21 protein-coding genes are annotated in these 21,466 nt (G+C 67.4%); 4 read left to right on the top strand and 17 right to left on the bottom strand.

The window, feature by feature from the left end:
- Positions 1–7: 7 nt before the first annotated feature.
- From B0684_RS03305 to B0684_RS03250, 12 genes are all read right to left on the bottom strand, one after another.
- Positions 8–667, bottom strand: a complete 660-nt coding sequence (locus B0684_RS03305) for a DUF1007 family protein (RefSeq protein ID WP_018168924.1) — start codon at positions 665–667, stop codon at positions 8–10.
- Complete coding sequence (locus tag B0684_RS03300; RefSeq protein WP_196799402.1) at positions 664–1,620, bottom strand: 5'-3' exonuclease; 957 nt, start codon at positions 1,618–1,620, stop codon at positions 664–666. The genes B0684_RS03305 and B0684_RS03300 overlap by 4 nt, the downstream gene beginning before the upstream one ends.
- Positions 1,604–2,527: a malate dehydrogenase gene (gene mdh / locus B0684_RS03295; RefSeq protein WP_018649618.1), complete on the bottom strand. Its 924-nt coding sequence runs from the start codon at positions 2,525–2,527 to the stop codon at positions 1,604–1,606. Before mdh ends, B0684_RS03300 begins: the two co-directional genes overlap by 17 nt.
- Positions 2,528–2,552: 25 nt before the next feature.
- Positions 2,553–3,773, bottom strand: a complete 1,221-nt coding sequence (locus tag B0684_RS03290) for a malic enzyme-like NAD(P)-binding protein (protein ID WP_018175982.1) — start codon at positions 3,771–3,773, stop codon at positions 2,553–2,555.
- Positions 3,774–3,854: 81 nt separating this feature from the next.
- Entirely contained in the window at positions 3,855–4,721 is an 867-nt protein-coding gene (locus B0684_RS03285; RefSeq protein WP_018175981.1) for a M48 family metallopeptidase, read from the bottom strand.
- Positions 4,721–5,584 (bottom strand): thermonuclease family protein, encoded by an 864-nt coding sequence (locus B0684_RS03280; RefSeq protein ID WP_018649617.1) that lies wholly within the window; start codon positions 5,582–5,584, stop codon positions 4,721–4,723. The genes B0684_RS03285 and B0684_RS03280 overlap by 1 nt, the downstream gene beginning before the upstream one ends.
- A gap of 16 nt (positions 5,585–5,600) precedes the next feature.
- Positions 5,601–5,804: a 50S ribosomal protein L31 gene (gene rpmE / locus B0684_RS03275; protein ID WP_018145101.1), complete on the bottom strand. Its 204-nt coding sequence runs from the start codon at positions 5,802–5,804 to the stop codon at positions 5,601–5,603.
- A gap of 373 nt (positions 5,805–6,177) precedes the next feature.
- Positions 6,178–7,056 carry an NAD(P)-dependent oxidoreductase gene (locus tag B0684_RS03270; RefSeq protein ID WP_077276958.1) on the bottom strand — a complete coding sequence of 293 codons (879 nt, stop codon included), beginning with the start codon at positions 7,054–7,056 and terminating at the stop codon, positions 6,178–6,180.
- 9 nt (positions 7,057–7,065) lie between these two features.
- A complete protein-coding gene (locus tag B0684_RS03265; RefSeq protein ID WP_018168917.1) occupies positions 7,066–8,688 on the bottom strand; it encodes a BCCT family transporter in 1,623 nt (540 codons plus the stop codon).
- Between the two features lie 204 nt (positions 8,689–8,892).
- Positions 8,893–9,504, bottom strand: a complete 612-nt coding sequence (rsmD, locus tag B0684_RS03260) for a 16S rRNA (guanine(966)-N(2))-methyltransferase RsmD (protein ID WP_018168916.1) — start codon at positions 9,502–9,504, stop codon at positions 8,893–8,895.
- Positions 9,491–10,795, bottom strand: coding sequence for a M16 family metallopeptidase (locus B0684_RS03255; RefSeq protein ID WP_018175978.1), 1,305 nt, complete (start codon positions 10,793–10,795; stop codon positions 9,491–9,493). Before B0684_RS03255 ends, rsmD begins: the two co-directional genes overlap by 14 nt.
- 14 nt (positions 10,796–10,809) lie before the next feature.
- Positions 10,810–12,222, bottom strand: a complete 1,413-nt coding sequence (locus B0684_RS03250) for a M16 family metallopeptidase (RefSeq protein WP_018168914.1) — start codon at positions 12,220–12,222, stop codon at positions 10,810–10,812.
- A gap of 55 nt (positions 12,223–12,277) precedes the next feature.
- Here B0684_RS03250 and ftsY point away from each other — a divergent pair, with 55 nt between their 5' ends.
- The 4 genes from ftsY to rpoH all read left to right on the top strand — a co-directional run bounded on the left by ftsY (position 12,278) and on the right by rpoH (position 15,870).
- On the top strand, positions 12,278–13,285 hold the full coding sequence (ftsY, locus tag B0684_RS03245; protein ID WP_018168913.1) for a signal recognition particle-docking protein FtsY: 1,008 nt from the start codon (positions 12,278–12,280) through the stop codon (positions 13,283–13,285).
- Positions 13,286–13,297: 12 nt separating this feature from the next.
- On the top strand, positions 13,298–13,975 hold the full coding sequence (gene ftsE / locus B0684_RS03240) for a cell division ATP-binding protein FtsE (protein ID WP_018145094.1): 678 nt from the start codon (positions 13,298–13,300) through the stop codon (positions 13,973–13,975).
- On the top strand, positions 13,972–14,901 hold the full coding sequence (locus B0684_RS03235; protein ID WP_018168912.1) for a cell division protein FtsX: 930 nt from the start codon (positions 13,972–13,974) through the stop codon (positions 14,899–14,901). The genes ftsE and B0684_RS03235 overlap by 4 nt, the downstream gene beginning before the upstream one ends.
- Positions 14,902–15,003: 102 nt before the next feature.
- On the top strand, positions 15,004–15,870 hold the full coding sequence (gene rpoH / locus B0684_RS03230) for an RNA polymerase sigma factor RpoH (protein WP_018145092.1): 867 nt from the start codon (positions 15,004–15,006) through the stop codon (positions 15,868–15,870).
- A gap of 122 nt (positions 15,871–15,992) precedes the next feature.
- Here rpoH and B0684_RS14000 read toward each other — a convergent pair whose 3' ends face one another.
- From B0684_RS14000 to ccoG, 5 genes are all read right to left on the bottom strand, one after another.
- Positions 15,993–16,118, bottom strand: a complete 126-nt coding sequence (locus B0684_RS14000; RefSeq protein ID WP_255349370.1) for a hypothetical protein — start codon at positions 16,116–16,118, stop codon at positions 15,993–15,995.
- Positions 16,119–16,172: 54 nt separating this feature from the next.
- Positions 16,173–16,391 (bottom strand): cbb3-type cytochrome oxidase assembly protein CcoS, encoded by a 219-nt coding sequence (gene ccoS, locus B0684_RS03225; RefSeq protein ID WP_018145090.1) that lies wholly within the window; start codon positions 16,389–16,391, stop codon positions 16,173–16,175.
- 30 nt (positions 16,392–16,421) lie between these two features.
- On the bottom strand, positions 16,422–18,980 hold the full coding sequence (locus tag B0684_RS03220; RefSeq protein WP_077276957.1) for a heavy metal translocating P-type ATPase: 2,559 nt from the start codon (positions 18,978–18,980) through the stop codon (positions 16,422–16,424).
- A gap of 17 nt (positions 18,981–18,997) precedes the next feature.
- Positions 18,998–19,831: a FixH family protein gene (locus tag B0684_RS03215; RefSeq protein WP_018168910.1), complete on the bottom strand. Its 834-nt coding sequence runs from the start codon at positions 19,829–19,831 to the stop codon at positions 18,998–19,000.
- A gap of 110 nt (positions 19,832–19,941) precedes the next feature.
- A complete protein-coding gene (gene ccoG, locus B0684_RS03210) occupies positions 19,942–21,342 on the bottom strand; it encodes a cytochrome c oxidase accessory protein CcoG (protein ID WP_018168909.1) in 1,401 nt (466 codons plus the stop codon).
- Between the last annotated feature and the right edge of the window lie 124 nt (positions 21,343–21,466).

Below are 21,466 nucleotides of genomic sequence, written 5' to 3'. Positions count from 1 at the left end.
CAGTGCCTCAGTCGCAGCGCAGGGTGACGCGTTCGGCAAAGTGCCGGCCGAGGTCGTAATCCACGCTGGCGCTATAGTCCAGCGCCAGCGCGCGCGCCACCAGCGCCGGATCCGGGCGCGGCCGTTCGAGCCGGGCCTGACAGGTCGCATCCACCAGTCCGGACGCATCAAGAATCTCCGTACCATGCGGGTCCTGATGCAGGATCTCGATGAAATACGTCGGGTCGTAGACCCGGTAGGCCAGCGGCTCGTCGGTCGGATCGACCGGTTGCTCCAGCTCCAGCCGGAAGCGGAAGTGCAGCAGCCCCGCGTCCATGGCCATCTGGGGATCGGCGGCGGCCGCGATCCCGAGCGCCTCTCCAGCCACCTCCAGGTGGCTGTACCAGCGGTACTCGTCCAGATTGTCGAGGATCTCGGTGGCAAGCCCCTGCAGGCGCGCCTCCGGCGTATCGCCGGACTGATGCTCCTGGGCATCGTCGTACAGGTACTGCCCGTAGGTCGGGTCGAAGCGCCAGTGATGGAGCATATGGGTGATCTGCCCCTCGCCGTCGCGCTCGAAGCTGATCCGCAGGTCGATCCAGGCATGCGGGTGCGCCTGTACGCCGGCCGGCAGAAGCACGAGCGCGGCCAGCACCACGCCGCCCAGGATGTGCAGGCGGCGCATCATGCCGTCTGCCTCGTATCCGTCAGGCCCCAGGCGCCGGCGGCGGCCAGGAGCCGGGCGTGGTAGGCGGGGGCAACACCCAGGTCGTGCAGCCAGGCGGACGCGTCCGGATCGGGGCCCGTCGGATGCAATTCTCCGGGCGCTGGCAGATCCGGGATACGGTCGGCGAGGCCGGTCAGCCGGCGCGAGCGGCGCAGCCGGTCGGCCTGCCCGGCGATGGCCGCGGCTACGGCGGGCGCGCGACGGATGTTGCAGCGGGTGACGGCCGGCGGGTCGGCCAGGACCGTGTCGAGGTCGCGCAACCGGCGCAGGATACGCGCGGCCGTCTTCGGTCCGACCCCGTCGATTCCGGGAATGTTGTCGCTGGCATCCCCGGCCAGGGCCAGCATGTCCGCGACTTGCTCGGGGCGGATGCGAAAGCGCTTTTCGATGGCGCGACGATCCATGTCGACCCCGCGCTCCGGGTCGTGCAGGCGATCCTGCCCGCCTAGGATGACCTGGGTCAGATCCTTGTCGGCACTCTTCACATCGATGCGATAGCCGGCCACGCGCCCGGCGCGGGCCAGGCTGGCGATCAGGTCGTCGGCCTCGTACTCCGCGTCGGCCAGAGTCGCAAACCCCAGCCGGCCCAGCAGTTCGCGGATGCGCGCGAACTGCTCGCGCAGCTCCGGCGGGGCCGGCGGGCGATGGGCCTTGTAGGCAGGGTCAATGCGGTGACGAAAACCCCGGCGCAGGCCGGTGTCGAAACAAAAGGCCACCGGACCCGGCGCGCAGGCCGGCAACCACTGGCAGAGCGAGTGCACCAGGCCGTGCAGCGCACCGCCCGGCCGGCCCTGCGGATCCGGATCCAGGCCACGCGCGAACCAGGCGCGAAAGACAAAGATGCTGCTGTCGACCAGGGTCAGGGTCGGCAACCGCGCATCCGGCACTGGGCCGGCGTCAGGCGAGGCGTTCAAGGTCCTTCCGCACGCCAGCGATGGACTGGTCGAAGCCCGCGCGCTCCTCGGCATTCAGTTCCAGCTCGATGGCACGCTCCATCCCGCCCTGACCGAGGATGCAGGGCACGCCCATGGCCACGTCGCGCTCGCCGTATTCGCCGTCCAGCAGGGCCACCGTGGGCAGCACCCGCCGCCGATCCAAGGCGATCGCCTCGACCATCTCGGCGATGGCCGCCGCCGGGGCGCCGTAGGCGCTGGAGGTCTGCTTCAGGGCCAGGATCTCGGCACCGCCGTGCCGGGTTCGCTCGACGATGTTGTCCAGCGTGGCCTGATCCATGAAGTGATCCAGCGGCACACCGTTGATGGACGAATAGCGCAGCATCGGAACCATGGCATCGCCGTGGCCGCCCAGCACCAGCGCCTGAATGTCATGGGTGGAAAGGCCGGTCTCCAGCGCGATGAAGGCGGCCATGCGCGAGGTATCCAGCACCCCGGCCTGGCCGAAGATACGGTCGCGGCTCCAGCCGGTCTTCTGCCAGGCGCGGTAGGTCAGCACATCCACCGGGTTGGAGACCACCAGGATCCGGCTCTGCGGGGCATGAACCAGGATGTCCTGCAGGATCACATCGAGGATTTCGACGTTCTTGTCCAGCACGTCGGAGCGCGACATGCCGGGCTTGCGCGGCAACCCGGCGGTGATGATCACCAGCTCCGCACCGGCGATCACCGACGCCTCGTGGCTGCCGGTCAGCCGGGTATCGAAACGCAGCAGTGGCGCAGTCTCCTGGATATCCAGGGCGGCGCCGGCCGCCGCGCCCTCGCGCACATCCAGCAGCGCGATGTCGCGGGCGATGTCGCGGCGGGCCAGAAACTGGGCGGTGGATTCGCCGACGCGTCCGGCGCCGATAATGGCGATCTTCTGCATGCGCTGCTCCTCCTACAGGACTGCGTTACAGGCGGGCGACCCCGCTGTCGCGGGCGGCCTGACTGATCGCCTGCGGCACCGTGTCGATCAGACGCGGATCGAACGGGGTCGGCAGGATGTAGTTCGGGCCGAATTCGAGCGTCTCCAGCCCGTAGGCATCCAGCACCACCTGCGGGACGGGCTCGCGAGCCAGTCCGGCCAGGGCGTGTACCGCGGCCACCAGCATCTCGTCATTGATCGTCCGGGCGCGCACATCCAGCGCGCCGCGGAAGATGAACGGGAAGCCGAGCACGTTGTTCACCTGGTTCGGGTAGTCCGAGCGCCCGGTGGCCATGATCAGGTCGTCGCGGGTTGCGTGCGCCAGCTCCGGACGGATCTCCGGGTCCGGGTTGGACAGGGCGAAGACAATCGGCTTCGGCGCCATGGACTGCAGCATCTCCGCAGTCAGCAGGTCCGGGCCGGACAGCCCAATGAACACGTCGGCACCGGCACAGGCATCGGCCAGGCTGCGCGCGTCGGTGTCCACCGCGAAGATCTGCTTGTATTCGTTCAGGTCATCGCGCTGGCTGTGGATCACACCCTTGCGATCCACCATGAACAGGTTCTTCTTCGCCGCGCCCAGGCGGACCAGCAGCTGCATGGACGCGATCCCCGCAGCCCCGGCGCCGACACAGACGATCTTTGCCTCGCTCAGTTTCTTGCCCTGGATCTCCAGCGCGTTGACCAGGCCGGCCGCGGTGATGATCGCGGTGCCGTGCTGATCGTCATGAAAGACCGGGATATCCAGGCGTTCGGACAGGCGGCGCTCGATCTCGAAGCAGTGCGGCGCGGCAATATCTTCCAGATTGATGCCACCAAAGCCGCCGGCAATGCGCGCGACCGTGTTGATGAAGTCCTCCGGCTGCGCGGCGTCCACCTCGATATCGAAGACGTCGATATTGGCGAAGGCCTTGAACAGTACGCCCTTGCCCTCCATCACCGGTTTGGACGCGAGCGCACCCACGTTGCCCAGCCCCAGCACCGCGGTGCCATCGGTAATCACTGCGACCAGGTTGCCCTTGCCGGTATAGCGATAGGCCAGCTCCGGGTCCTTGGCGATTGCCCGCACCGGTGCAGCGACGCCCGGCGAGTAGGCCAGCGACAGATCATCCTGGGTGGCGGTGGGCTTGGTGATGTGGATCGCCAGCTTCCCGGCCGGCTGCTGCTCGTGGTACTCCAGCGCGCGCTGGTTGAAATCCTTGGACATGGTGTAGCGAGGCCTTTTGTCGGACGGTTGCTTCAGAAACAGGTACAGGCCCGGTGCGGTAGGCCCGCACCGGAAACGAAATCAGTTGACCGGGTGGGTGGGGACGGACCCGCGCCGGGCCTCGTCATACACCGGGCGGTACTGATCGGCCAGACGGGTGAGTTCGCGCTGGCGCGAAGCCGGTGCCGGGTGAGTGCTCAGGAATTCCGGCTGACCGCCATTGGCCTGGGCAGCCATCTTGCGCCAGAGAGTGGCCGCGGCATCCGGGTTGTAACCGGCCCGCGCCGCCAGCTCGATACCGATGCGGTCGGCCTCGGATTCCATACCCCGGCTATGCGGGAGCTGCACGGCGAGCACAGCCCCCAGCGCCGCTCCGGTCAGGGCCAGATCCGAACGGTCGCCGGAGAGGGCGTACCCCGTCAGGGCCAGATTGCTGGCCAGCGCGACCGACATCTTTTCCGCCGTATGCGCCGACAGCGCGTGGGCAATCTCATGCCCGATGATCTGCGCGAGCTCGTCATCGGTCAGCTCCAGCTGTTCGATGATGCCCGAGTAGATCGCCATCTTGCCGCCCGCCATGGCGAAGGCGTTGACGGTATCCGGGGCCTCGATCACCGCGATCTCCCAGTCCCAGTCCGCGGTCTCGGGACGGTACTTGACCGCCTGCGCAACCACCTTTTCGGTGATGCCCTGCACCCGCGCGGTCATCGCAGGATCGGCATTGATGCGACCCTCCTCGCGCGCCGGAGCCAGCATCTCGACGTAGGCGCTGCGCGAGGCGTCGATCGCCTGATTCTCGGAAACCAGCATCAGCTGCGAGCGTCCGGTCACCGGATTGGTGGTACAACCGGGGATCGCCACGGCCAGGCCGGCGGCGACCAGAACCGTCAGGAACAGAGAGGCCAGACGACCGCGAGCGGTCCGCCAGGACTTGGAAAGAGCACGCATTATTCCGGTACCTCTAGATCGAGCGGATGGCGTATGCGCATCCGGAGTCGGTCTCTCCAAGGATACACCTGACCGCGCACAATCACCGCCTCGCCGTTCAAGGTATCGGGCTGGAGATCGGGCCAGTGATCGCGGTCACGCCCGCGAATCAGGACGTCCAGCGGCCCGTCCAGCTCCAGCACCCAGTGCCGCGACGTCTCGCGCACCGCCACCACCTCGCCTCGCACCCGCAGCCGGCCCTGGCGCAGGGCACCGGAACGCGGGTCCAGCATCCGGACCGGCAGGGCCGCCGGGCGCTCCAACCACAGACCCCGCTGCCCTGCCCGTGCTTCGGCCTCGGCCACGTAGAAGCAGGTATCCAGGGCGGTCGGCTGCGGCCCGGGGCGCGGCATCGCTTCGCCGGCGGCAATCAATTCGGCCGCCAGCAACGGCCCGCCGGGCAGCCAGGCATGCATGCGCAGGCGCCCTTCGGCGTCCCGGGCGGGACGGCCCGGGCGCAGGATCAGCCGCTGATCGACCGCGTCCAGCCGGGCGGCCAGTGCCTCGCGCAGCCCCTCGTGAAGATGCAGGGGTCGCATCGGGCCGGCCCTCTCCGGCAGCGGCGCGGCCGGGGCCAGACCAATCACCTGAACGGTCCGCCCATCGGTCAACCGCAGACTATCGAAGCCCTGGACGCGCTCCACCTCGACCTCCTGAAGCCCGCGCGGATCCTGATCCGCCAGCCGGCACTCGGCCCGGGCCGCAGTGGCCAGCAGCACCAGGGCCAAGCCCACAACGCAGACGAGGGCGCCCCGCAGGACGCCCTCGTCGGGTCGGACAACGTCCGCCGCAGCAGTCACGTGTCCGTTCGCATTGCGCGCCATCCGGCGCGCCGCAGCCTCAGAATGCGAAGCGGCGGTTGAACTTGTCGACCTGGCCGGCGGTATCAACGATCTTCTGCTTGCCGGTGTAGAACGGATGGCATTGCGAGCACACGTCCAGGTGCATCTCCTCGCCGGAGAGCGTGGAGCGGGTCTCGAACTGCGTACCGCAGCTGCAGATAACCTTGACGTTGTGGTAGTTCGGATGGATGTCGGCTTTCATGGTCGGCTCACGCAGGTTCTGGCGAAAAGTCCGATAGCATAGCGGTGCTACCCGCCCGAGCGCAAGACCGGGTTGCGACGGCATTTGCAGAGCGCGTTTCAACTCTGGGTGACAACTGCCTGAATGGCCGGGTGGTTTTACCCGCGCGGACAACCTGTGGATAACTTTGTGGACGAATTGTCGCACCCGGAACGGAATCCACCAAAAACGTCAAGTGGGAAATGCCCGGCCTCGGCAAAACAGAACCGCAATACACTGATTATTCCGCATTAATTCCACCCCCCAGTCGACGGCCATTCAGCCAGACCCGGGGCCATCGCTTCCCGCGGGGTATCGGCGTGCTCTGTGCATAAGGGCCGCCGTATGTCCATCGTTAGCCCCTGACTTTCGGGGCAATCGCGGTGTAGATGGCCGAATAATCCGCATCGGCCAGGCCCTGTTCACGCGCCTGATCCAGCAGATCCGCCAGCAGCGGCAGCCACGGCCCCACCAAATGGGCATCCTCCACCGCGCGCTCGGTCAGGCGCACATCCTTCAGCAGGTGCTTGACCGGAAAGTTGGCGGTACCGAAGTCGCCGGACAGCATTTTGTCCAGCTTCTTGTCGAAGGTCGGGGCATACAGGGCACTGTCGCGCAGGATCTCCATGAAGGTATCCACCTCCACCCCCTCGCGCCGCACCAGTCCCAGGCTGAGGGAAAACGCCGCCGTGAGACTCGCGATCAGCTGGTTGAAGGCCAGCTTCAGCGCCGCCCCCTGCCCGACCGAACCGACATGCCGGGGTGTCTCGCCCAGAGCCGCCAGTACCGGCTGGGCCCGGGCAAAGTCGGCCTCGCGGTCGGCGCCCGCCATGATCAGCAGACGGCCATCCCGGGCCTCGGGGATGGAACCCAGCACCGGCGCCTCCAGGTAGCAGGCGCCGGCGCCCCGCACCCGTTCCGCCAGGGCCCGGCTCTCGGCCGGCAGGATGGTCGCCATCTGGATCACGCAGCGACCATCCAGCGCGCCGGCCGGCAAGGCATCCAGCACGGCATGGATGGCCGCGGCATCACTCAGCATCAGCACCAGCACGTCCGCCTCCGCGACGGCCGCGGCGGGTGAACTGTGAACGGAGACCCCCTCGGCCGCCAGATCGCTTGCGCGCGCGACCGTGCGGTTGTAGGCCACCACGGGAAATCCGGCCTGCAAAAGACGCAGGCCCATGGGTTGCCCCATGAGCCCGCATCCCAGCAGCGCCACTCGGGACGCAGCCATCGTTACCCCCTACTTGATCTTGTCGTCCAGATCTTCCGTATACCCCAGCAGGGTATGCGGCGGCGGGGCCTCCTTCTGGTACTTGCTCGGGGTAACCGCTTCGGTCTGATGCAGGCTCTTCCACAGGCCGAACACCATGATCAGCATGATGACCGAGAACGGCAGCCCGACACTGATCGCGGCCGCCTGCAACGCGGCCAGACCGCCCGCCAACAGCAGGATGGACGCGACCACCCCCTCGAGGATGGCCCAGTACACGCGCTGGGTGACGGTCGGGTTGCGCACGTCACCGGAGGCCAGGGTGTCGATCACCAGCGAGCCGGAGTCCGAGGAGGTCACGAAGAAGGTGACGATCAGCACCGTCGCCGCCGCCATCACGGCCACGGACAGCCAATCCCACAGCGGCATGGCCTGGAGGGTCACGAACAGCGCGGTGGACATGTTCTCCGACACGGCGCCAGTCAGGTCGACCACACCCTCGAGCTCGTAGCTCATCGCAGTGCCGCCGAACACGGCCAGCCAGACGAAGGCCGCGGCGGTCGGGGCCAGCAGCACGCCGGCGACGAACTCGCGAATGGTGCGGCCACGCGAGACCCGCGCAATGAACATACCGACATACGGGGCCCAGGAGATCCACCAGCCCCAGTAGAAGATGGTCCAGGAGGTCGCCCAGCCGGAATCCTCGATCGTGTCGGACCACAGGCTCATCTCGGGCAGGAACTGAACGTAGACGCCGGTGCTCTCCACCAGGAGGCGCAGGATGAACAGGGTCGGGCCCATGACCAGCAGCAGCGCGATCAGGATCACCGCCAGACCGATATTGAAGTTCGACAGGCGCTTGATGCCCTTGTCGACGCCCAGCGCGACCGACCCGACGGCGATCAGGGTAATGATCGCGACCAGCACGATCTGCATGGAGGTGGATTCCTCGATCCCGAACACGAAGTTCAGGCCCGAGTTGATCTGCATGACGCCCAGGCCCAGCGAGGTCGCCACGCCAAACATGGTGCCGAACAGCGCCACCACGTCCACCAGATGCCCCCAGGGGCCATAGATCCGGTCACCGATGAAGGGGTACAGCGAGGAACGGATCAGCAGCGGGAGATTGTGGCGGTAGGCGTAATACGCCAGCGACAGGCCGACGACAATATAGATCGCCCAGGCATGCAGCCCCCAGTGGAAGAAGGTATAGCGCATCGCCTCGACAGCCGCCGCGCCGGTCTCGCCCTCGACGTGCGGTGGGCTGAGGTAGTGGTACATCGGCTCGGCGATGCTCCAGAACAGCAGCCCGATCCCCATACCCGCGGAGAACAGCATCGCGAACCACGCGGTGTAGCTAAAGCGCGGGGCCTCGAACTGATCACCCAGGCGCACCCCACCGTAACGGCTGAACATCAGGTACAGGGAGAAGACCAGGAACACGGTGACGACCAGCATGTAGTACCAGCCGAGATACTCCCCGATGCCGCTTTGCAGCTGGGCAAAGACCGCTTCGGCGGTGTCCGGGAAGATCGCCCCGAACAGCACGAACAGTGCGATCACGATGCTGGCGGTGTAGAAGACCGGGCTGCAGATCACGCCAAAGCCGCCGAGGCGGGTTTGCGTCAGACCGGGGGTGGACTGCTCATCCATTCGGTTTCCCCTTGTATTCTTGTGGCGAACGCGGGCCGGCGCGGGCTTGCTCCGAACGTGCTCCGGGAGCCGCACAGGATCACGCCCGTTGGGCGTTGCCGCAGTAGGTGGGACAAAGCCACCGTAGCGAAAGACTACTCCGACTGCAAAAACGTGAAGGGCTTCGCACCCGGCGTCATATCCTGCGCCATATCCGGGGCCATATTACGCCGCCTCGGCGACTGGAGCACGGGCCAGCAACAGGGCGCGGGCCTGCCCGCCCTGACGCTCGCGCTCGATCTCCCAGCCACCCGCAGCGAGGAACTCGAGGTCCGCCTCGGACTCGATTTCCACGTAGATCCGGCTGTCCGCGTGCAGCCAGTCGTGCGCGCGAAGGGCCTCCAGCACCGGCGCCACCCGGCCCTGGCCGAATGGCGGATCCACCAGCACCAGATCGAAGGGCAACCCGTCGGGCGGTTCCCCGGCCAGCAGGCGCAGGGCGTCATCCCGGCGCACGCTCACCTGCTCGGCCCCCAGGGTCTCGCAGTTGGCCTGAAGCTGGGCCGCGGCACGGGCATCGCGCTCGACCAGCAGTACCGAGTCCGCCCCGCGCGAGGCCGCCTCCAGCCCCAACGCCCCGGTGCCGGCGAACAGGTCGAGCACGCGCGCGCCCGGGAGTCGCGGCTGCAGCCAGTTGAACAGGGTCTCGCGCAGGGCGTCCGCGGTCGGGCGCAACCCGCCGACCCCGAGCACCGGCAACCAGCGGCGCCGCCAGGCCCCGCCGATGATGCGGATGCGCGCGGGGCGTCCGGCGGGGGCGCGCCTACTCCTGGCCACCCACGATCACCGTGACCATCGCTTCCGGGTTGATGCGCTCGCGCAACCGCGCGTTCAGGTGATCCAGCTCGACCGCCTCCATGCGTTCGATGTAGCGCTCCAGATAATCCAGCGGCAGATCATAGAAGGCGATCATACCGAGCAGACCGACGATGTCGCTGTTCGAGGCCAACGACAGCGGGAAGCTGTTGACCACGTTCTCGCGCGAGGCCTCCAGCTCGTCGGCATCGATACCCTCGGCATGCCAGCGCTCGAGTTCCTCGCGCAGCGCGGTCACCGCCTCGTCCGCCTGATCGACCCCGGTCTGCATCCCGATACGGAAGGGACCCTCGACCGCCATGGGCTGAAAGCGGCTGCTGATCGAATAGGCCAGTCCGCGCGCGCTGCGAATCTCCAGGAACAGGCGCGAGATAAAGCCGCCCCCGCCGAAGGCATGGTTGGCCAGGGTCAGGGCATAGTGGTCATCCTCGCCGCGGCGCAGGGTCGGGGCCCCCATGTGGATATGGGCCTGCTCGGAAGGGAAGTCGATACGTTCCTCGACCGGGTCCTCGCGCGGCTCCACCGCGGGCAGCGGTTCCACCGCAGGCCCCTGCGGCAGGGCGGCGGAGATGCGTGCCGCCGCAGCCTCGGCCTCACTGCGGCTCAGCCCGCCCGTGATCGCCAGGGCGCCGTTGGCCGTGGTGTAGTGGCGCTCGTAGAACGCGCGGGCATCCGCGGGCTGCAACGCCTCCAGGGTCTCGCGCTCGCCGCCCGGCCAGTTGGCGTAGGGGTGATCGCCATACATCAGCTCGTAGAAACGCCGGGTGGCAACGCTCCCGGGATCCTGGCGCTCGCGCTGCAGCCCCTGCAGGGCCTGGCGCCGGGCTCGATCGAAATCGGCCTCCGGGAAGGCGGGCTCGGCCAGGACTGCGGACATAGTCTCCAGCGCCGCGTCCATCCAGTCCGGCTCGGTCAGGCTACGCAGGCTGACGATGGCCATGTCGCGCAGTGCCGTGGTGCTGAACTGCGCGCCCACCGACTCGAAACCCTCGGCCAGCGCGTCCGCATCCATCTCCGCCGTGCCATGCTGCAGGGCGCTGCTGGTCAACGAGGCCAGGCCATTCTGGTCGCCGTCGCGCGAGGCCCCGCCGTCGAAGGTAAGGCGCAGGTCGACCATCGGCAAATCCGGCGCCGCCACATACAGCACGCGCAGCCCCTCGTCGGTCTCCCACTCCTCGATCTCCACTGCCTGGACCGGCAGCGCCAGCGCCAGCAGCCCGACCAGGGCTACCAGGAATCCCGTTCGCATCATGTTGCCTCCCGTCATTACATGCCCCCCGCGGTATCGCCATAGGGCTCTACCGCACCCGGATCGGGCGGGTCGTCACCATCCAGGGGCTGCGGATCGAGAATGCCGACCGTGCGTCGTTCCGGCACCAGGTACTCGCGCACCACGCGCTGCACATCCTCGGCAGTCACCGCACGCACGCGCTCGACGAAGCGATCGCCTTCCTGCCAGCCGACGCCGATGATCTGCAGCATGCCCAGCTGGAAGGCCTGGGAGCGCACCGAGTCACGCTGATACACCTCGGAGGCGATCACCCGCGCCTGCACCCGTTCCAGTTCGCTGTCGCTGACCGGCTCGTCCTTCAGCCGCTCCACCTGCTCCAGCAGGGCCGCCTCCAGCGTCTCCACATCCGTGGCAGCCGTGGGCACCGCCGCAATCATGAACAGGTCATCCAGCCGGCTGAACGGGCTGTAGCGGGCCGAGGTCGCGCCGGCCAGTTCTTCGCCCCGTACGATCTCGCGGGCAAAGCGCGAGGCCTCACCGGAATCCAGGATCCCGGCCGCCACCATCAGTGCGTAGACATCCACCGGGTCGTCCACGGTATTCAGAACCGGCGCCTTCCAGCCCATCAGCAGGTAGGGTAGCTCTGCGGGGGCCTCGACGATGATGCGGCGTTCGCCCTTTTGCGGCGTCTCGGCGCGCGGCTTCGTCTCCGGGAGATCACCCGCCGGGATGTCCCCAAAATGCTCCCGGGCCGCCTCGATGACCCGCTCGGCATCGACATCGCCGACCACCACGACCACCGCGTTGTTCGGGTGGTAATAGCGGTCATACCACGCCTGATTGTCTTCCAGGGTGTAGGCCTCGATATCGCTCATCCAGCCGATCACCGGATTGCCATACGGATGATTGAGGAAAGCGGTGGCCATCAACTGCTCGCGCACCAGAGAGTTGGGCTGGTCCTCCACGCGCAGACGGCGCTCTTCCTTTACAACGTTCAATTCCGGACGGAACTCGTCTTCCTGCAGCTTCAGGTGCTGCATGCGCTCCGCCTCCATCGCCATCATGGTCTCCCAGTGATCACGCCCGATGATCTGGAAATAACCCGTGTAGTCACGGCCGGTAAAGGCATTCTCGCGCCCGCCCAGACGCGAAACGATGCGCGAAAACTCGCCGGGCTCATACTGCTCGGTCCCGCGAAACATCATGTGCTCCAGCATGTGCGAGATGCCGGTCACGCCGCTGTGCTCGTCGGCCGACCCGACCCGGTACCAGACCATGTTGGCCACCACCGGGGCACGCCGGTCCTCCAGCACCAGGACCGTCAGGCCGTTGTCCAGCGTAGTTTCGACCACCTTCGATTCGATCTCGGGCGTCGCGGCCAGGACCCCGACGGGCCAGGCAAAGACAAACGCCGTAACGAGCACTGTGACCAGGTTTTTACCGCGCATGATTCATGAATCCTCGTGCTAGCATTGGCGAACTCTCTACTTGACCACATCGAGCATGTTCGGTTTCCGCAAAAAGAAGTCCGAAGACCCGGCCACCCCCGACGCGGAGGCACCTGGCAGCGAGCCGGAGAAGCCCGCCCGCGGCGGCTGGTTCCAGCGCCTGCGCAAGGGCCTGGCCAAGACCGGGCAGGTCCTGGGCGGCGACCTGGGGTCGCTGCTCCGGCGCAAGATCGACGACGAACTGTTCGAGGAGCTGGAAGAACGCCTGCTCCTCGCGGACGTGGGCCTGGATGCGACCCAGCGGATCATGGATCGTATCACCCGCGAGGTGAAACGCGGACAACTGGATGATGCCGAGGCCCTGATGGACGCCCTGGAGGCGGCCATGATCGAGATCCTCGAGCCGGTCTCGCGCCCCCTGGAGATCCCGGAGGCCGAACGCCCCTTCTCCATCCTCGTCGTCGGCATCAACGGCGCCGGCAAGACCACCACCATCGGCAAGCTGGCCCACCACCTGCAGGCGGACGATCGCTCCGTGCTGCTGGCGGCCGGCGACACCTTCCGCGCCGCGGCGGTGGAACAACTGCAGACCTGGGGCGAGCGCAATGGCGCTCCGGTGATCGCCCAGGGCACCGGGGCGGATTCCGCCTCGGTGGTCTACGACGGCCTGCAGGCCGCGCAGGCGCGCGGCATCGACGTGATGATTGCCGACACCGCCGGGCGCCTGCACACCCAGACCAACCTGATGGACGAGGTCCGCAAGGTGAAGCGCGTAATGGGCCGGCTGGACGAACACGCCCCGGACGAGGTCCTGCTGGTGGTCGACGGCGGCACCGGCCAGAACGCCCTGAACCAGGCCCGTCAGTTTCACGAGGCCCTGGGCCTGACCGGAATCGTCGTGACCAAGCTGGACGGCACGGCCAAGGGCGGCGTGCTGTTCGCGCTGGCCGAACAGCTGGGCATTCCGGTGCGCTTCATCGGGGTCGGGGAAAAGGCCGAGGATCTACAGGTCTTCGATGCCCGCGCCTTTGTGCGCGCCCTGCTCGGCCGCGATAGCGACTGACGAGCACACCGGATGATTCGTCTGCAACGCGTCACCAAGCGATTCGGCAGCGCGTCCGAGGCGCTCAGTAACGTCAGCCTGCGCGTGGACCCGGGTGCGATGGCCTTCATCACCGGGCCCTCCGGCGCCGGCAAGAGCACCCTGCTGCGCCTGATCGCCGGGCTCGAGCGCCCGACCCGCGGGCGCATCCGGGTCAACGGCCACGACCTCGACCGCCTCTCCAACCGCGCGATTCCCGGGTTTCGCCGCAGTATCGGACTGGTGTTCCAGGATCATCGCCTGCTGTTCGACCGCCCGGTGTTCGACAACGTCGCCCTGCCGCTGGAGATCCTCGCCTACCGCCGCCCGGAGATGCGCAAACGCGTGCGCGCAGCACTCGACAAGGTCGGGCTGCTGCACAAGGAGGGGGTCAACCCGCGCACCCTGTCGGCGGGCGAACAACAACGTGTCGGCATTGCCCGGGCCATCGTCCACCGGCCGGTCCTGCTGCTGGCAGACGAGCCCACCGGCAACCTCGATCCGGCGTTGTCGCGCGAGATCCTGCAACTGTTCGACGACTTCAACCGGGTCGGCATGACCGCCCTGATCGCCAGCCATGACCTCGGCCTGGTCGAACGCATGGGCAAGCCGGTCCTGCACCTGGAAGACGGACGCATCGAGGCGCGCGCGGCTGCGGGGGCCCCGGCATGAAGCCGGGCCGTCGCCTGCAGGACACCGTGCCGGCCTGGCTGGAGGCCCATCGGGATGCCGCCCGGCGCAGCCTGCAGCGCCGCCTGCAGGCCCCGGTTCTGAGCCTGATCAGCATTGCCGTGCTGGGCTTCATCCTCGCCCTGCCGGCCTACCTCTGGGTCCTGCTGGACAACGCCCGCGCCCTGTCCGCCCACGTGGACCACGACCCACGCATCGCCCTCTACCTCGACGGCGTGGAGGCGGCCACGGTCGCGGATCTGGAACGCCACCTGGAGACCGATGCCCGGGTAGAACGCTGGATCTGGATCGATGCCGACGAGGCCCTGGCCCGCTATCGCGAGGGCCTGGCCGACCCGGGCCTGCTGGACTGGCTGGACGAAAACCCGCTGCCGGACGTGGTGGATGTGGTCCCCGCGACCGCGGATCCCGAGACGGTTGCGGCGCTGCGCGAGGCGCTTGCGGCCACCGTGCCGGGTGCGACGGTGGTCAGCGACGACGACTGGGTGCGGCAGTTGAACAGCCTGCACCAGCTGGGGCTGCGCATCCTGTCGGTGGTGGGCGCCCTGCTGGGGCTGGGGGCGTTGCTGATCCTGGCCCTGGCGACTGCCTCGGAGCTGCGCGAACGCCGGGAAGAGATCGCCATCTCGCGGATCAGCGGGGCTACCCACCGGTTCCTGCGTCGACCCTCCCTCTACGGCGGCGTGATGACCGGCCTGGGCGGCGGCATTTTCGCCGGCATCCTGCTGCTCATCGGGATCGGCCTGAGCCGGGCGCCACTGGAACAGGCCGCGGCCGCGTTCGATCTCGAGTTGGGGCTGTCCCTGCCCGGGGCCACCCATCTCCTGGCCCTGCTCCTGGCCGGACTCCTCCTCGGCTGGCTGGGCGCCCGGCTGGGCAGCGGCCATGCCCTGCGGGATGCCCCCTAGGGGCACGCGCCCCGGACGAAACGTCCGGAACCTTTGCAGGGTTTAGCACTCCAATTCACAGACTGCTAATGTAGAGTCATGACTCGGGAGGAAACACCACGCATGAACCAGGCCCTGACCACTCCACGCATCGACATGCCCGTACCGGTGGGCAACCTTGATCACTACATGCAGGCCGTTGGCCGCATCGAGGTGCTGGACGCCGAGCACGAGCGTGAACTGGCCGTGGCGCTGCACGAGCGCCAGGACCTGGATGCGGCACGCCAGCTGATCCTGCACAACCTGCGTTTCGTGATCCACGTTGCGCGCGGCTACAAGGGGTATGGCCTGCCCCTGGGGGATCTGATCCAGGAAGGCAACGTGGGCCTGATGAAGGCCGTCCGCCGTTTCGACCCGAATCAGGGCGTGCGCCTGGTGTCCTTTGCCGTGCACTGGATTCGCGCCGAGATCCACGAGTTCATCCTGCGCAACTGGCGCATCGTGAAGGTCGCGACCACCAAGGCCCAGCGCAAGCTGTTCTTCAACCTGCGCAGTGCCAAGCAGCGTCTCGGCTGGCTGTCCAATGCCGAGGTCTCCGCCGTGGCGCAGGATCTGGGCGTCTCCGAAAAGGACGTCTGGGAGATGGAACGCCGCCTCTCGAGCCAGGATGCGAGTTTCGACCCGGGCCCCGAAGCCGACGATGAATACGGCTACCAGGCCCCGTCGGAACGCCTGAGCCTGGAGGACCTGAGCGACGACCCCGCCAATGTGACCGAGGACGAGGACTGGGACCGTCACTATCAGGAACGCCTTAGCGAGACCCTGGGCGAACTGGACGAGCGTTCGCGCACCATCCTGATGCGCCGCTACATGGCCGATCAGAAGGCGACACTGCACGAGCTGGCCGCGGAGTACGGCGTTTCGGCCGAGCGCATCCGCCAGATCGAGAACAGCGCGATCAAGCGCATCCGGGCCGCCTTCGACGACTGACGCTTTCGCACCCTCGCGAACCAAGGGCCCCGAACGAAAAAGGCCCCGGCATCAAGCCGGGGCCTTTTTGTTGCCGGGTGCAGCGGGACCAAGCCCGGCACCCGGCACGGTTCCATGCCCGATCAGCCGAACAGGATCACCGAGAAGAAGCTAATCCAGGACCAGATAATCAGGCCGACCGTGAACGTCAGCGGAAAGTTGGGGAAAGTAAACCACTCGCGCATCTCGAAGCCCTCGGGAAATTTCAACCAGAATAAGCAAAGGGTAAGCGGGTCCGGAGCGCGGCGCAAGTTCGACCGAGGTCAGCGCTGGGACTTTTGCCGACCCCCACCGGTCGCGTCGGGAGGGGCCTCCTCGCCGGATCCGGTCGGGATACGCGGGTCATCATCGTCCATCAGGATGCGATGCGCCGGGCCCTGAAGATCGTCGTACTGCCCCGAGCGGATGGCCCAGAACAGCACCACGCCCACCACCAGGGCGAACAGCATGGCCAGCGGGATCAGCAGGTAGAGGATTGACATGTTTCCAGTGTACCCAGGCGCGCGAACGGCTTAAACCGGGGGTGGCCGTGACGCCGGATCGCGCACGGACCCCTCTCCGGAAGGCACCGACGACTCGGCGCCTGTGTCCATCACGTCGCGCCCCGGACGCAGGCGCAGCGCATTGCCAACCACCAGCAACGAGCTGAGCGACATGCCCAGCGCCGCCAGCCAGGGAGTCAGCAGCCCCGCCGCGGCTACCGGGAGGGCCACCAGGTTGTAGCCGATTGCCCAGGCGATGTTCTGCCGGATCACCCGCCGCGTGTGGCGCGCCTGGTCCAGCGCCTGCGGCAGGTGTTCCAGGCGATCCGAGAGCAGGACCAGGTCGGCCTGATTCTGCGCCAGCTGGGTGCCGCCGCCCATCGCCAGCGATACATCGGCCCCGGCCAGCACCGGGGCATCGTTGATGCCCTCGCCGGCCATCAGGACCACCCGGCCCTCTGCCTGGCGAGCGTCCACATAGGCGAGCTTCCCCTCCGGGGTCAGGCCACCCTCGGCTTCGGCGATGCCCATTTCCGCCGCGAAGGCCTGCGCGGCCTGCGGGCGGTCCCCGGTCAGCAAGACCACCCGCAAGCCGCGCCCCTGCAGATCGGCGATCACGTTCCGCGCCCCGGGACGCGGAGTGTCGGCCAGCCAGAACAGCGCGACCGGTTGGTCGTCGACCACCAGCCAGACCGGGGTGGCCAGGGGATAGCCCAGGGGTGCCTCCGGGCTGGGCGTATCGCGCTGCGGCAACATCGACGATCCACCAATGGCCACACGGTGGCCCTCTATGTGGCCAACGAGGCCGCGCCCGGGGAGGTTGCGAACCTCGCTGGCGACCACCGATGAGGACGTGGCCGGAGCGACCAGGGCGCGTGCCAGGGGGTGCTCGGAATGGGCCTCGAGCGCGGCGGCCCAGTCCAGCCAGTCAGCCCCCTCGGGCGTGGGCTGCAGCTCGGATTGTGCTACCAGACGCGGCATGCCGACGGTCAGGGTTCCGGTCTTGTCGAGACAGACCATATCGACGCGCGGCAAGGTCTCCAGGGCACTGCCGCGCGTAACCAGCAGACCGAGGCGCGACAACGCGCCGGTGGTGGCTGTCAGCGCGACCGGCGTCGCGAGCGCCAGGGCACAGGGGCAGGTGGCGACCAGCATGGCGACCATGACCCAGAGGGCCCGCGTCGGATCGATCCACGCATACCAGACCAGACCCGCCAGCGCCGTCAGGACCAGGACGGCACCCACAAACCAGCCGGTACCGGCCTCGGCGATCCGGGCCATCCGCGGCTTCCCGGTCTGGGCGCGATCGAGCAGGCGCTGGATCGCCGCCAGGGTCGTCTCGGCGCCGACGCGCTGGACCTCGATGGCGAGTGGGCCATCGACGTTCACGGTCCCGCCGGTCACGGGATCCCCGACGCGCACCGCGTGCGGCTCGGGCTCGCCGGTCAACAGGGCACGATTGACTGTCGACTCACCCTCGCACACCACGCCGTCCGTGGGGATGGTCTCGCCCGGGCGCACACGTACCCGATCCCCCGGCACCAGCTCGCCGACCGGGACCGCCTCGACGCGCCCCGCTGCATCCAGACGGTTGGCGATGGCGGGAACCAGGCGATCCAGGCGGTCAATGGCATGGCTGGCGTGCTGGCGCGCGATCAGCTCCACATAGCGGCTGGTGAGCAGGAAGAAGACGAACATCACGACCGACTCGAAATAGACGTGCTCGCCGGTCCCGAGAATGACCGCGTACAGGCTGGCCAGGTAGGTCACGATGATCGCCAGACTCACGGGCACGTCCATCCCCAGCTGGCGATGACGCAGGTCGCGCCAGGCGCTTTGATAGAACGGGATCGCGGAATACAGGACGACCGGTGTGGTCAGCGCCGCCGCCACCCAGCGCATGAACTGGAGCAGGTCTTCGTGCTCGGTGTCCTCGGCGCCCAGCCAGAGCGCCACGGCCAGCATCATCACCTGCATCATCCCCAGGGAGGCAACGGCGATCCGGCGCAAGGCGAGGCCCCGTTCGCGGGCGATCGCCTGCTCGCGGGTTCCGGGGTCGTAGGGATGGGCGTGGTACCCGATGTCGCGGATCGCCTTGAGGATATCCGACAGGGCAATGCGCGCGGGGTCCCAGACGACCTGCGCGCGATGGGTGGAGTAATTCACGCGAAAGCTCTCCACGCCCGGAAGGGCCTGGACATGACGCTCGTTCAGCCATACGCAGGCCGCACAGGTGATGCCCTCGAGCATCAGGGCGGCCTCACGGCGGTCGCCCTCTGCGCCGGCGGGCGCGACGAACTGTTGCTGGACGCCGGGGTGATCGAACAGTTCGAGCTCGCGGAGCTCGTCGGGGATCAGGGGGCTGCCGGTGTCCGCCGGGGGGGCATCACGGTGATGGTAATAGGCCCCCAGGCCACGCTCGATGATCGCGCCGGCCACGGCCTGGCAGCCGGGGCAGCAGGTAGGTTCCACGCGGCCCTCGAACGTCACCGGGTAGCAGGCGCCTACCGGCACCTCCAGGCCGCAGTGGAAACAACGGGCCTCGGCCTCGGGCGTTGCCGGGCCCTGCGAGTCGGACGCGAGCGCCACGGCGGGAGCGCGGTGGGCTAACCGGGCTGGGCGCTACGCACGCGGGTGCGTGCCTGTTGCTCCAGAAGCTGCCCATCGTGCTGGACCTGGAAGCGCAGATCCCAGCGCCCCGGTGCCGGCAGCGCCACTTCGACCTGATACATGCCCTCGCCCATCGCCTGCATCTCGAAGCCCTGGTCGCGACGTTCGTCGGCCAGCCACATGAAAAGGCCGCGGATGCTGGCATCGTCGATCGGCTCGCCGTCCGCATCCCGCACCTCGACCTGCAGGGTGGCGGTCTCGCCCTCGGTGGGTCGGTCAACCCAGCCCTGTCGCACCTGCCAGCCCTTCTGTCGCTGTTCCTGCAGCTCCGAGACGCGGTGCACGGCGAGCGCCTGCTTGCGGCTCTCCATGCCGGCCACCGTGCCTGGGAAGGCGGAGGTCACCCGCTCGGCCCGGTTCTCCGGCTCCGGCAGGATCGAGCCGATGAACTGCTGCGGCATCCCGTTATGGGCGAGTGTGATCAGGACTGCCTGCACCGAGGCGACCATGGTGAAGAACCCCACCAATACCAACGGGGCCCAGTGCAGACGCCCAATCTTGGCCTTGCCACCACTTTCGACCTCGGCCTCCTTCTGGGTGAACACGATCCCCAGGCCGTAAGGCACGATGATGTAGAGCGCCAGATGAATGGCGAAGACGTCGGCCCCCTGCCAGGTCAGGATCGAATAGGGGATAAACACGAACAGCATGAGCGCGACGACCACGGCCGAGGTGCTGTAGGCCTTGAACCGCGTGAAGCGGTAGATCAGGGCGAACAGGATGGCCAGTGCCGCACTGCCGATGCCGAGGGTAATGACGAGATTGCTCATATGCTTTTCTTCGTTTCCTGCGTGAACGCAAGCTAGGCGCTTGCGGTGTGCCGCGCGAGTTCCGGCAGCTCGGTTACTGTTTCTTCGCCGGTGGCTGGCGGCAACGCTTGCTAGCGGTGACTGAACTGCGAGGTCACCTCGAGCGGTTCGATATGGCCGTCGCGGTCGGTGATCACGAAGCGGAAAGGCTGCGGCGAGGGAGTACCGGCGGGCACGTCGTGGCGCACACGCGCCACGACGGTCAGCCGCTCACCGGGCTCCAGACGGATGCGTTCCACCTGGCCCAGATCCAGTTCGGCGCCCTCCAGCCCCGCCAGGCCGATCTCGAAGTCCAGCTCCCGATCGGCGGTGTTGTTCAGGCGGATCTCGTAGCCGTTCTGGGTGCGACCATCGGACATCTGGACGTAGAGCGGCTGGCGCACCTGGTTGACGTTGGCGTCCACCGGCGGGCGCCCGAGAATACTGCCGACCAGCGCCACGATCACGATCAGCACGGCGGCCCCGTAGCCAAGGGTCTTGCCGCGCAGGACATGGGTCTTCCCGCCCTCCTGCTCGCGCTCGGAGGTATAGGCGATCAGGCCGCGGGGCCAGCCCTGCTTGTCCATAATGGTGTCGCAGGCATCAATACAAAGTGCGCAGTGGATGCACTGGAACTGCAGCCCGTCGCGGATATCGATGCCCGTCGGGCACACCTGAACGCAATAGCCGCAGTCGATGCAGTCACCCACCCCGGCGGCCTGGCGTTCCTCGCGGGTCTTCAGACCGGCCTTGACCTTGGAGCGCCCGGCGGTACCTTCCCCGCGCGCCTCTTCATACGACACGATCATGGTGTCGCGGTCGAACATCACGCTCTGGAATCGGGCGTAGGGGCACATGAAGGTGCAGACCTGTTCGCGCGCCAATCCGGCAAAGGTGTAGGTCGTCGCCGTCAGGATGCCCGCAGTCAGGTAGGCCGCGTAGACCGCCTGACCCGTAAAGAAGTCGCTCACGATCGAGGGGGCATTCCCCCAGTACAGGATGAAACCGAGGCCGGTGGCAAAGGCCACGAGCAGCCAGGACAGGTGGGTCAACCCGTACTTGAACAGCTTTTCGCCAGTCCAGGGCTGCTTGGCCAGGCGCAGGCGGGCGGGCCGTTCACCCTGGATCTTGCGCTCCAGCCACATGAAGACGTCGGTCCACAGGGTCTGGAAGCAGAAATAGCCACAGAACACCCGTCCGGCGACGCCCGTGACGAAAAACAGCAGCAAGGCGGCCACGAGCAGGAAGCCGGCCAACCAGAAGATGTCCTGCGGGTAGACGACCAGATCGAAGATGTGAAACTGCCGGCCCGGGATGTCGAACAAGACCGCCTGATTGGGGCCGTATTCGCGCTCCCAGCGGACCCAGGGCAGGCCGAAGAACACACCGTAGGCGAGCAACAGGATGCCGGTCTTCAGATTGCGGAAACGCCCCTTGACCGACCGCGGATGGATCGGGATGCGTGCCTCGTACAACGGCTGGGCCTGGGACATCAAAACCTCCCGGAGTTCAATCCGGCAGAGTGGGGCGGCCGCAAGGCGCGCCCCGGGATCGGGTTCCTTCCAAAAAAGCAGGGGCGCCCTCGGGCGTCAAACAACCCGGCGGGCACCCCTGTAG

Source organism: Thioalkalivibrio versutus, assembly GCF_001999325.1.
In the GTDB taxonomy this organism is placed as follows: Bacteria; Pseudomonadota; Gammaproteobacteria; order Ectothiorhodospirales; family Ectothiorhodospiraceae; genus Thioalkalivibrio; species Thioalkalivibrio versutus.
The sequence above is the reverse complement of the archived record's forward strand: the minus strand, read 5'-3'. Positions and strand labels throughout refer to the sequence as shown.